The organism is Pseudomonas quercus (assembly GCF_012033695.1).
GTDB lineage: Bacteria > Pseudomonadota > Gammaproteobacteria > Pseudomonadales > Pseudomonadaceae > Aquipseudomonas > Aquipseudomonas quercus.
On the sequence record NZ_JAAVJI010000002.1, the window covers coordinates 104,064 to 115,609 of the forward strand.

At 57.6% G+C, this 11,546-nt stretch carries 7 protein-coding genes and 1 other RNA gene; 1 reads left to right on the top strand and 7 read right to left on the bottom strand.

From position 1 onward, the window contains the following. Nucleotides 1-486 precede the first annotated feature (486 nt). The 3 genes from HBH25_RS03755 to ffs form a co-directional block, all read right to left on the bottom strand. Nucleotides 487-957 (bottom strand): hypothetical protein, encoded by a 471-nt coding sequence (locus tag HBH25_RS03755; protein WP_168081691.1) that lies wholly within the window; start codon nucleotides 955-957, stop codon nucleotides 487-489. A 38-nt stretch (nucleotides 958-995) separates the two neighbouring features. Continuing rightward, nucleotides 996-1,508: a zinc ribbon domain-containing protein gene (locus HBH25_RS03760; protein ID WP_168081693.1), complete on the bottom strand. Its 513-nt coding sequence runs from the start codon at nucleotides 1,506-1,508 to the stop codon at nucleotides 996-998. A gap of 796 nt (nucleotides 1,509-2,304) precedes the next feature. After that, nucleotides 2,305-2,401, bottom strand: an RNA gene (gene ffs / locus HBH25_RS03765) — signal recognition particle sRNA small type. Nucleotides 2,402-2,738: 337 nt separating this feature from the next. Here ffs and HBH25_RS03770 point away from each other — a divergent pair. Further along, nucleotides 2,739-3,761, top strand: a complete 1,023-nt coding sequence (locus HBH25_RS03770) for a hypothetical protein (RefSeq protein ID WP_168081695.1) — start codon at nucleotides 2,739-2,741, stop codon at nucleotides 3,759-3,761. Nucleotides 3,762-3,763: 2 nt separating this feature from the next. Here HBH25_RS03770 and ligA read toward each other — a convergent pair whose 3' ends face one another. The 4 genes from ligA to HBH25_RS03790 all read right to left on the bottom strand — a co-directional run bounded on the left by ligA (nucleotide 3,764) and on the right by HBH25_RS03790 (nucleotide 11,364). Further along, nucleotides 3,764-6,109, bottom strand: coding sequence for an NAD-dependent DNA ligase LigA (ligA, locus tag HBH25_RS03775; protein ID WP_168081697.1), 2,346 nt, complete (start codon nucleotides 6,107-6,109; stop codon nucleotides 3,764-3,766). Between the two features lie 111 nt (nucleotides 6,110-6,220). Continuing rightward, entirely contained in the window at nucleotides 6,221-7,030 is an 810-nt protein-coding gene (zipA, locus tag HBH25_RS03780; RefSeq protein ID WP_168081699.1) for a cell division protein ZipA, read from the bottom strand. Between the two features lie 187 nt (nucleotides 7,031-7,217). After that, a complete protein-coding gene (gene smc / locus HBH25_RS03785) occupies nucleotides 7,218-10,703 on the bottom strand; it encodes a chromosome segregation protein SMC (RefSeq protein ID WP_168081701.1) in 3,486 nt (1,161 codons plus the stop codon). A gap of 1 nt (nucleotide 10,704) precedes the next feature. Continuing rightward, the gene (locus HBH25_RS03790; RefSeq protein WP_168081703.1) at nucleotides 10,705-11,364 is read right to left on the bottom strand and encodes a GntR family transcriptional regulator; all 660 of its coding nucleotides are present in this window, start codon (nucleotides 11,362-11,364) and stop codon (nucleotides 10,705-10,707) included. Between the last annotated feature and the right edge of the window lie 182 nt (nucleotides 11,365-11,546).

Sequence of the window (11,546 nt, forward strand, 5' to 3'; positions counted from 1 at the left end):
TTGAGGCAGACCCGTGAAGAAAGCTTTTCGCCAAATCCACCAAGTCACCAAGTCACCAAGTCACCAAGTCACGATCCAATGATGGAATGTTCGTACTAGAGGCTACCTTATGAATCTCACATCTCCAGCTACGCTTGGCCTCCTACGGCAAGCAGCTCATGGTCACCCCTTCGATTTGCCGCACACCCACGGCCAGCTGCTCGTGGCGCTTCTTCTGTCCAGGCACATCGCGATTGTCGAAGAAACGCAGCTAAAGCTGTGGCCAAGGCTAACTGACCTTGGCAGAGAACTTCTTTTGATATTGGAAACTGGCAAAGCCATACATTGAGAGTGCTCCTCTTAGCCATGAGCATCTAGTATGCAGATCGAAAACAACTCTCTACCACTTTCTACGAGCCGTTTTTTGAGTCAACTTGGGTTCCACTGCGACAGGCTGTAACCCCAGGGGCGCAGGCGGAGCGCCCTGCATACCAGCTGCACCGATCTCTACTTGTAATCCGCCTTTATTCGTAGCAAGCCTGCGATTCGCTTTATTGATTCGTGGTTTCTAACGGCCGCGAGGCCATTGGGAGGACTATGTGAATGGGCCCCACTAGGTCTCTTGTCTCTAGCCTCATTCCCTATGGCGTTGAGTTCACGTGCAGCTTCAAGAATATGAGCCTTCGACGGCAGGCCAAAGATAGACTTTGCCGATTTGTAGAACACGACAACTTCAGCTTTAGACACAAGCTCAGCAGCATGATCAAACATTTTTGCAGAAAGGTCTGCATCCTCTAATCCGTTAGTGATTTTTGCTTGTTGACGGAGAAGCGTATTCGCCACATTTCCTACCGCCGCTTTCAGGTGCTGTACTGGCTCAATTAAAAGCTTAAGAACTGCCTGACCGACAACAAAAATAATCACACCGCCTATTACAGTAACGAACGGTGTAAACCATTGCCCGACTATGCTTGACATCCGTTATAGTCCCCACTCATTTTTTTTCGATATTCCAACTAACAGGTCAAGCCAAAATTTTCAGTAAGAAGCTTTAGTGATGACCTTGCCTCCTTCTCTTTCTCATACGCCCCTCCGGCAATATCCCAACCCAACATATCAATCACAGGGAGTCCGGCATGCAATATTAGTGAAGTAGCTTCGTCGCGTTCTTTCTGGTCTTTGCAGGAAACCATTGCAACCCAGCCAAACCAAACGCTCGAAGTAGTAGCTTGTTCATGAGCAAGATCAGAACCACAGTGTTTGCAATTGATAGCAGCCCGCTTGATGGGCTCGGCACAAAAAGGACATGTGCGTAAGTCGCCCGACTGATACAAGGGAGTGAGAGGAGGCCGCCTACCCCCAAAAATCACCATCAAGAGCCCGGAAAATGCTACAAAACTGCCGATCATAGTTTGATTAGATTGTTGAGCCATTAGCCCAATATTTTTCCTCGTCGAGATCGACACATCCATGTTCATTGCAACAAACACCCAGATAATACCGGTAATGAATTGCGATGCAAAAGCCACGCATTAGGCTCCCTCCTAGTTGACAGGCGGCAGATCATATCATAGTGGAAAATCGCACGCGGCACTGAAAAGGCTTTCTTATTAATCAGCCAGGTTTAGCGAATTCCTGACCACCGCTACAAGAAAATATGTGTTCGAGGAGGTACTAGTCAAGCGGCGAGCGGACTCAGACCAATTGGCGCTGGCGTTAGCCATGATGCTGAAGGGTAACTCTCCGCAATATATGAGGAGGACAGGTTACGATTCCGTGTAAACGTTTTGGTAGATCGCAGCACATCAACCTGACGCTTCGTTGGCAATGAGGGTGCTCACCTTGTCTCGTAGTCGTTTCACCTCACCTTCCAAGTCTAGAATCCGCCTCTGCTGATGATCAATCCGTTGCTGGTCATCATCACGCATAGTTACCAAATGAGCTACCCGCTTACGGCATGCAACTAGCTCTCGGTTAGCTTCGTCTAGCTCATGACCGAGCAGCGTGCATTAATGGCACCACGCTTCCAGCAGAGAAGGCATACCCAGCACGAAAGCTTCACATTTTTGGCTTGCTGAACGATCATCCATGGCGGTGCCCGGACTGCTGTATGCACGCACAGTATCGCTATCGAAAGTCGTCTTCACAACCTAAAGGGCGATAGGCGGCACTCATGGTTGCATATGGCAACGCATGAGATACAGGAAGCAGCATGATACGCTAGGAGAGTCAGTAACACCTGCAAGACGCAGATGACCGTCACACACTGAGAGATTTCAGAGTGTAACCTGCTGATAAGAAAGAAAATTTTCGAATAGGTGGCGGCCCCACCAGCCACACCCCGGCACACGATGTTCCCGCCATGGCTGCTCCCTTCCGGGCCTGACCAGGTTAACGGGTAATCATTGCGAGGGGACCGATGGGGCCACCATAACGCATGCTCGGCCGGGTTGCCCGGTGAGCGGGGGCCATTGTACAGGGTTGGCGACGGGATACAACCGCACAATAGAAAAAAACCAATACGATCATGCTTTTAGGGTTGCTTACAGACGAGCTACATGCGGCACAAACACGCTATCGCCGCTCTACCATACCAATCACCAGATGCTGAAAGCGCTTGATACAACATCATAAGATTTAAACATCTTATCCTCCTCGGATATGGAGACCTCGTCAACCTGACAAATATGCCAGGTTCATTTATTTTTGAATCTGCGTCAATCTCCTCCTATCAGTGCCTTTATCTGGGGAGATTCGCAATGAAAGAGATACTAAACAACTTGCTTCTAAAAATATTAATGACTGGCCTAACAAGCCTGCTATTTTCAATGACAGCGTTAGCGGAAAAAAAAGCTGAAAACCTTACCGGAACTCTAAGAGTTGGTACCCAACAAGAAAACACCTGCTCAGGCACTGTAACAGGAGAAGGTGTTTCTATTTACGGAATAGGCTGCCACAACAGTGGAGCTCAAGTAGTTTTACAGGATTTCCCCTCCACCTCGAAAATACTCCTTACCGAGAGCGACTGCACTGAGTCGCTGGAGAGCCAAGGCTGGTGGGTAATGCTGGAAGCAACCGCCCTTAAAACATCTACTCCGTATCTGAGCATACAAGCGATTGTTGAGAAGGCTAATAGGTGGAAGGCGAACCCTGATGATCCGTATGTGGCACCTTATTTAAAAATAACAGGTGCAGACATTAAAACAAATACCGGCAAAGTCGGATGCAGCCTGCTCACTCTGGCCGTGACGTCCTTGGAAGCAAAGAAAAATCGTCTACCGCTTATTTTTGAGCCCTCCCAAGCCGCTAGAGACGGCAAGTATTCCAGCTTCGGAGGCTGCTCGAATGGAGCAATGGCCAGAATCTACTCTATAGACCGGCAAAAATTCAGATACCAGTGCATTCGATTCAAAGACGGGGACGGTAACGAATACATTGCTGACGAAGAAAATGAAAAAACCTTTTACGGGCAGAACGCTACTGCCAAGTGCGATGCCAACATGGCTGTCACCTACATGTCATTTGAGGATGAGGGCAGATCCCCTGAGGACAGCTTTATTCTTTGCAGAAAATTCAAAAACACCAAAGATAATACTTACATGAAGTTTTCCGCCCAGACCTATGACCAACGTGTTATCGGGCAGAAAGAAAATGACCTCATATGCCAGAGTCCGGTGCAAATGGGGCCTGAATATCTAATATCGGCCCCCGATAGTATCATCACTGGCATCAATCGGCGCAGTAGTGAAAAGCGGCTCTTTTGTTCCACATACTCTCGCTAAGCTCAACTGCTGACAGGCGGCTCCAGCTTTTTCAATGCAGCTAGCAATTGGCCCTCATCCATCACTGTCACCCCCAACTGCTGCGCCTTGGCCAGCTTGCTCCCCGCCCCAGGCCCTGCCACCACGGTATGGGTCTTGGCGGATACGGAGCCGGACACCTTGGCACCCAAGGCTTCGAGTTTTTCCTTGGCTTCGTCCCGGCTCATGCTCTCCAGGGTGCCTGTGAGCACCCAGGTCTGCCCGGCCAGGGGCAAGCCTTCCACGGTGCGTTTGGCGCTGCTCCAGTGCATGCCGAAGTCACGCAGTTGAGCCTCTACGGCTAAAGCCGCCTCACGCTGGGCAGGGTCGGCAAACCAGGCACGTAAGGCTTCAGCCGCGCGCTCGCTCACCGTCTGGCGCAAGTCCAGCCAGTCGGCCTCGACCAGGGCCTGGATGGAGCCGAAACGTTCGGCCAGCTTTTGCGCGGCGCCGGGGCCTACATAAGGAATTTCCAGCTTGGCCACCAACCCGTCAAAGGTTGTAGCGGCAGCATATTCGGCGTGCAGTTCGCCTTGGTCCTGGGGCGCTACGCCCCGCTCCAGCAATTGCGCGATCACGGTGCGGTTGTGTTCTTCCTCAAAGAAATGGCCAATCTCGTAGGCCACTTCGCTACCAATATCCGGCAAGTAGGTGAGCACCAGCGGCAGCGCCCGGCCGATGCGTTCCAGGCTGCCTAAAGCGCGGGCCAGTACCTTGGCCGTCTCCTCCCCCACATCAGGAATACCCAAGGCGAAAATGAAGCGTGCCAGTGTAGGTTGGCGGCTGGCGTCGATGGCCGCGATCAGGTTACGGCTGGAGACTTCAGCAAAGCCTTCCAGCCCTAGCACCTGTTCCTGGGTGAGCTGGTACAGGTCTGCTGGTGAATGCACCAGGCCGGTATCCACCAGTTGCTCGACGATCTTGTCGCCCAGGCCGTCGATGTCCATGGCACGGCGGGAAACGAAGTGAATAATGGCCTGCTTGAGCTGCGCCGCACAGGCCAGCCGGCCCACGCACCGGTACACAGCCCCCTCGGTCACCGTCTGCTTGCCCCGGCTGCGCTTGATCAGCTGAGTGCGTTCTACCTCGGAGCCACATACCGGGCAATGCGTAGGCACCTGCACGGGCACGGCGGTTTCAGGCCGGCGCTCCAGCACCACCTGCATCACTTGTGGGATCACGTCGCCCGCACGGCGAATGATCACCGTATCGCCAATCATCACGCCCAGGCGTGCCACTTCGTCCATGTTGTGCAGGGTGGCATTGGCCACGGTAACGCCGGCCACTTTCACCGGCTTCAAGCGCGCTACCGGGGTTACCGCGCCCGTGCGCCCTACTTGGAATTCCACGCCCAGCAATTCGGTGAGCTCTTCCATGGCCGGGAATTTGTGCGCAATGGCCCAGCGGGGTTCGCGAGAGCGGAACCCCAGCTCCCGCTGCGCGGCAATGTTATTGACCTTGAATACGACACCGTCGATTTCATAGGCCAGGCTGTTACGGCGCTCGCCAATGCTGTGGTAGTACGCCAGGCATTCCTGGGGGCCGTGGGCCAGCTTCAATTCACGGCTGATGGGCAAACCCCACTGCTGCAATTGCTTGAGGTTGCCAATATGGCTGTCGGCGATGTCCTGGCTGACCTGGCCAATGCCATAGCAGCAGAACTCCAGCGGCCGGCTGGCGGTGATGCGTGAATCCAATTGGCGAAGGCTGCCAGCCGCCGCGTTGCGTGGGTTGGCGAACGTCTTGCCACCCGCCTCGGCCTGCGCTGCATTGAGCTTCTCAAAGCCCGCCTTGCTCATGAACACTTCGCCACGCACTTCCAGCGTGGCGGGCCAACCGCTGCCCTTGAGTTTGAGCGGGATGTTGCGCACGGTACGCACGTTGGTACTGATGTCCTCCCCTGTGGTGCCGTCACCCCGGGTAGCGCCACGCTGCAACTGGCCATCCACGTACAGCAGGCTCACGGCCAGGCCATCGAGCTTGGGTTCGCAGCTGTATTCCACGGCCTTGCCGGGTGCAGCATCCAGCCCTTCGGTCACGCGCCGGTCAAAATCCACCAGGTCGGTTTCGGCAAAGGCATTGCCCAGGCTAAGCATGGGGATTTCATGGCGTACCTGGCTAAAGGCTGTTTGCGCGCTGCCACCGACCCGCTGCGTGGGCGAGTCAACTGTAATGAGCGTGGGATTATCGGTTTCCAGTGCCTGGAGTTCCCGAAACAGCCGGTCATATTCCGCATCCGGCACACTGGGCTCGTCCAGCACGTAATAACGGTAGTTGTGCTCGTCGAGTTCGGCGCGCAGTTCAAGGATACGGGTATGGGCAGTGGTCATAAGCGTAGTCCGGCCTCGAACATCAGCGGCTCAAGGCATTGTTGAATAGGGTTAAAACTAAAAAAGCCAGCCCGACATCACGCCGGCACTGGCTTTCCTAACAGTACAGCATTAACGCTTGTGGGTAAGCGCGCGGCGCTCGAACTCCGCGATACGCTGGCGGTAGTGCTCGATGGTCTGTGCCGTCAATACGCTGCGCTGGTCGTCTTTGAGTTCGCCATCCAGCTCTTGGGCAAGTTTACGTGCAGCCGCCACCATAACCTCAAAAGCAGGCTTGGGATGGCGCGGGCCGGGCATACCCAGGAAGAAACTCACGGCGCGGGTGGTGAAGTGGTCGATGTCGTCCAGGTCGAACACCCCAGGCTTGACCGCATTGGCCATGGAGAACAGCACTTCGCCATTGCCTGCCATGCTTTCGTGGCGGTGGAAAATGTCCATGTCGCCGAAGCGCAAGCCGCTTTCCAAGATGTTCTGCAACAATGCCGGGCCCTTGAAACCATTAGGGTCGCGGGAAATCACGTTGATGACCAACACTTCTTCTACCGGCGAGGTGTCCTCGACTAATGTATGCGCTTCTTCGGGGCCGAAGTCCTCGCGGGCTGACAAGCGTGGCTCGTCCACCGCCAGTTCGGCAACGCGGGCGGGTTCCTGGCGTTTGCGACGGTTCGACGACCTGGCCGGTGCGGTCATGGACGGCAGGTCGGCCTCGTCCAGCTCGGGTTCCTGGTGCGTTTCCAGCACCCTGGGTGGGCCTAATACTTCGGTTGGCCCCTCTTCCTCCGGCAGGTTGGAAAAACTGCGGTCAAGCCTGAACTTGAGCTTGCCCTTGCCACCGCGCATGCGGCGCCAGCCATCGAAGAGAATGCCGGCAATCACGATGATGCCGATGACGATCAGCCACTCGCGCAAACCGATTTCCATGAAGTCCTGTGCCTCGAAAAGAATGTCAAAAATGAAATAGGGTGGAAAAACCCTTTAAAACGTAGCCCCAAACCTATGTTCTGGTTGGTTTTTTGCCACGCACACAAAAATATGAACAATAAACTATCACGACCAAAGGCAACTTTACACCGTCCCGCGCATGTGTTTCACCATAAGGGTGCAACAGTTAGGCATCCACCATCGCCAACGCTTCTTCAACATCTACAGCCACCAGCCGGGAACAACCGGGCTCATGCATGGTGACCCCCATCAATTGATCCGCCATCTCCATGGCGATCTTGTTGTGGGTAATGTAGATAAATTGCACCGTGTGGGACATTTCCTTCACCAGCCGTGCGTAACGCCCTACGTTTGCGTCATCCAATGGCGCATCCACTTCGTCTAGCATGCAGAACGGTGCCGGGTTCAGCTGGAAAATCGAGAACACCAGCGCCAGCGCAGTCAGCGCCTTTTCGCCTCCGGACAACAAGTGAATGGTGCTGTTTTTCTTGCCTGGCGGCCGGGCCATGATTGTGACCCCAGTATCGAGCAAATCTTCGCCGGTCAGTTCCAAATAAGCACTGCCACCGCCGAACACTTTCGGGAACAGGGCCTGCAAGCCACTGTTGATTTGGTCGAACGTGTCCTTGAAGCGGTTGCGGGTTTCCCGGTCGATCTTGCCGATCACGCTTTCCAACGTGGCCAGCGCTTCTTCGAGGTCTGCATTCTGGGCATCCAGGTAATGCTTGCGCTCGGACTGCTGGCGATACTCTTCGATGGCCGCCAGGTTGATGGCCCCCAGCCGGTTGATACGGGCGTCCAGCGCCTGCAACGAAGCCTCGGCGCCCTGCTCGCTGGCGTCTACCGCCAAGGTAAGCAGCACACCGTGCAGGTCATAGCCATCCGCCGTCAGCTGCTCTTGCAAAGCCTTGCGTCGAACGCTCAGGCCCTGCCATTCCAGCCGATGTTGCTCCATCTGCCCGCGCAACAGTTGCGATTGCTGCTCAGCCTGGGTGCGGCGCTTTTCCGCTTCGCGCAGCTCACGGTCGGCATCATCCAGGGCGGCGCGGGCCAGGCGCATGTCGTCGTCCACGGCCAGCCGTTGTTCCAGCAGCCCTTCGAGGGTGAGACGAAACGCTTCCAGCGGCGCCTCCCCCTCCTCCAGGTTCAGCACCAACTGCTCCTGACGCTCGGCCAGCCGTGCCGATTGCAGCTCCAGCCGTTCCAGGGCCTGGCGAGTGGACGTGTGCTGGGTACGCAATGACCCCAGGCGGAGCGCCAGCTGATGGGCACTGTCTTTGTGCAGCCGTGCGGCCTGGCGCACGCGGTCCAGTTGTTCGCGCAAGGCGTCTCGCTGGGCGGCCAAGGTTTCACGCTGGCCGGTGTCCTCGGCCATGGCGTCCAGTGCCTCTTGCAGCAGCAGACGGCACTCGCCAATGGCCTCGGTTTCCATGGCCCGCTGCTCGGCCAGCTCCAGGGTTTCTTCATCCAACCGGCGCCGACGCAGGGCCAACTGTTCGGCACGGGCCTGGCTGGCCGAACGCTTGGCTTTCAATTCCCCCAGTTGCCGGGCTTCGTCCTGTAGTCGGCGGCGTAACTGCTCCCGAGCCTGTTCACTGTGCTGCTGGCGGGCGCGCAGGTCCGCCAGTTGCTGCTCCAGTTCAGCCTGGGTGGCTTCGGCGGCTTCCCGCGTGGCGTTGAGTGTGTCCAGTTCCTGCGCCCGTGCCAGCACCCCCCCCTGGGTGTCGCTGCCTCGGCTAACCCGCACGAAGTGCCGGCCCACCCAGTACCCGTCGCGGGTGGCCAGGCTTTCACCCGGTGCCAGCTGGCTACGTGCTGCCAAGGCCGCATCCAGAGTGGCCATGGGGCGTACCTGACCCAGCCAGGCAGAGAGGTCTACGGGCGTACTGACTTTATCCAGCAGGCTGCCTGCCAGTGCCGGGGCCTGTACCGGTTGCGCCAGGCGCAGGTCGCCACCATCGAAGCGGCCCAGGTCGGCCGCCTTGAGGTCATCGAGCAGTACCGCGTTCAGGTCCGCGCCCAGTACGGCCTCTACCGCCTGTTCCCAGCCGGGCGCCACACGAAGGCCTTCAGCCAGGCGCGGCCGTGCCTGCAAACCTTGCTCGTTCAGCCAGTCCGCCACGCCGCCCACCGGGTTGAGCGCTGCTTGCTGCAAAGCTTCCAGCGAGGCCAGCCGGCCACCCAGCCGTTGCAGCTCACCCTGCCCGGCCTGCTGCTGCTGGCCCAGGGTGTGGAGGGTATCGCGCAGCGTGTCTAGCTGCTTGGTGTGCGACTGCTCTTCGCTGTGCAGGTCCTCGATCAGCAGCTCGGCCGAGGCCAGTTGTTCATTAAGCTCGACAATGGCCGCGTCTTCCGGGTCTGCAGCCAGGCTGGCCAGTTCTTCGGCCAAACGGCGTTGGCGCTCGGCCAGCCGTTCCAGCAATTGCTCCAGCTGCTGCAAGCGGGCTTGCTGCACTTCGGCTTGCTGGCGGGGCTGGGCCGACCGCTGGTTGAACGCATCCCACTGTTCCTGCCACCCCTGCATGGCCGCTTCAGCGGCCTCCAGGGCAGCGGCGCTTTCTTCGGCCGCTGCCGCTGCTATGGCTTGCTCAGGCTCCAGCATGTCCAGCTCTTCGCCCAGGGTCGCCAACAGCGTCTGATCATGGCCCAGGTGCGATTCGGTTTCCTGGCGGGCGCGCTCAGCCTCGCGCAGATCGTCCTGCAACTGGCGCAAGCGTTGCTGGCCGTGCTGAATGCTCTGTTCGATACGCGCAATGTCACTGCCCACCGAATAGAACCGGGCCTGTACCTGGTTGAAGCGCTCAGACAGCTCATGGTGGCCATCGCGCAGGCGCTCGATGCTGGCATCGGCGTTGCGCTGGTCTGCCACCAGGGCTTCGAAACCGACTTCCTGCTCACCGATAATGCCTTCACGCTGTGCGACCTGTTCATCCAACGACCGCCAGCGAAGGGCCGACAGCTGCGCCTTGAGCTGGCGTTCCTCGGCCTTGTATTCCTGGTACTTCTCGGCGGCCTGGGCCTGGCGGTGCAGGCGTTCGAGCTGGCGCTCCAGCTCTTCTCGCAGGTCAGTCAGGCGTTCGAGGTTTTCCTGGGTACGGCGGATGCGCGTTTCGGTCTCCCGGCGGCGCTCCTTGTACTTGGAAATGCCCGCCGCTTCTTCGATGAAGTTGCGCAGCTCTTCGGGGCGCGCTTCGATCAGGCGGGAGATCATGCCCTGTTCGATGATGGAGTAGCTGCGCGCACCCAGGCCCGTGCCCAGGAAAATATCAGTGATGTCTCGACGGCGGCACTTGGTGCCATTGAGGTAATAGGTGTTCTGCCCGTCGCGGGTCACCTTGCGGCGGATGGAGATTTCGGCGTAGGCCGCGTACTCTCCGATCAGGGTGGTTTCGCTGTTGTCGAACACCAGTTCGATACTGGCCTGGCTTACCGGCTTGCGGCTGGTGGAGCCATTGAAAATCACGTCGGTCATGGACTCGCCGCGCAGGTTCTTCGCAGAGCTTTCGCCCATGACCCAGCGCACGGCATCGATGATATTGGACTTGCCGCAGCCATTGGGCCCTACCACGGCCGCCATGTTGCTGGGGAAGTTGACCGTCGTAGGGTCTACGAAGGACTTGAAGCCGGCCAGGCGAATGCATTTAAGGCGCATGTCAGGGCTGACCCAGGGCGGCTAGCACCAGTTGGCAACTCAACTGGCCATAGGCATCGAGTTGCTGCCGGATACCGGCGGTATCCCGTTGGCGCACCGCGGCCAGCAAGCCGTCGAACAACGCCAGGTAGTCAGCCATCACCGCCTTGCGCTGCTCCAGGGCCCGGTAGTAATTGCGGTTCATGGCCGGCTGCAGGTTTTCCACCGTTTCGCGCAGGTAAGGGTTGTCGGCAAACGGGTAGGCTGCACGCATTACTGCAAAACTGTGGTCCACGAACGCCTGGATATCATCGGCCTGGGCGCTGCGTGCCAGGGTTTGCCGAAGCGCAGTGAACGGCGCCAGGTCTGCCTCGGTGCGCCAGCCCTGGGCAACGGCATTGCCCAGCAGGATGTACAGTTCGGCCATCAAGGTGCATAGGCTGCGCACATGGTGAGCATCCAGGTCGCTGACGTGGGCACCACGGCGCGGCAGAATCACCACCAGGTGGCGGCGCTCCAGGATCAATAGCGCTTCACGAACCGAGCCACGGCTTACATCTAGCGCTTGAGTGACTTTCTGTTCCTGAATGCGTTCGCCCGGGCGAAGCTCGCCGCGGACAATGCGGTCGGCCAGGTGGCGGGCGATCTGCTCGGCGAGGCTGTCCGAGGCCTTGAACGTCATGATGGTCTCTAGGGGTCCGGTTGAGCGCAAGGGCGCGATTGTATAGCAAATGCACACGGGCCGGGCCTGCTACCCACAGGCAAAGGTGGCACGAAACCCGCTTGCGAAAGCCAACCGCTTTTAAAGCTGACTCATAGGTCAGAAAATATTTGACCTTTGGGCCCGCCCAACACACCCTTTGC

What these genes read in the sequence shown, in the direction of transcription:
- HBH25_RS03755 (WP_168081691.1), bottom strand. Translation starts at nt 957, where the DNA reads ATGTCAAGCATAGTCGGGCAATGGTTTACACCGTTCGTTACTGTAATA.
- HBH25_RS03770 (WP_168081695.1), top strand. Translation starts at nt 2,739, where the DNA reads ATGAAAGAGATACTAAACAACTTGCTTCTAAAAATATTAATGACTGGC.
- ligA (WP_168081697.1), bottom strand. Translation starts at nt 6,109, where the DNA reads ATGACCACTGCCCATACCCGTATCCTTGAACTGCGCGCCGAACTCGAC.
- zipA (WP_168081699.1), bottom strand. Translation starts at nt 7,030, where the DNA reads ATGGAAATCGGTTTGCGCGAGTGGCTGATCGTCATCGGCATCATCGTG.
- smc (WP_168081701.1), bottom strand. Translation starts at nt 10,703, where the DNA reads ATGCGCCTTAAATGCATTCGCCTGGCCGGCTTCAAGTCCTTCGTAGAC.
- HBH25_RS03790 (WP_168081703.1), bottom strand. Translation starts at nt 11,364, where the DNA reads ATGACGTTCAAGGCCTCGGACAGCCTCGCCGAGCAGATCGCCCGCCAC.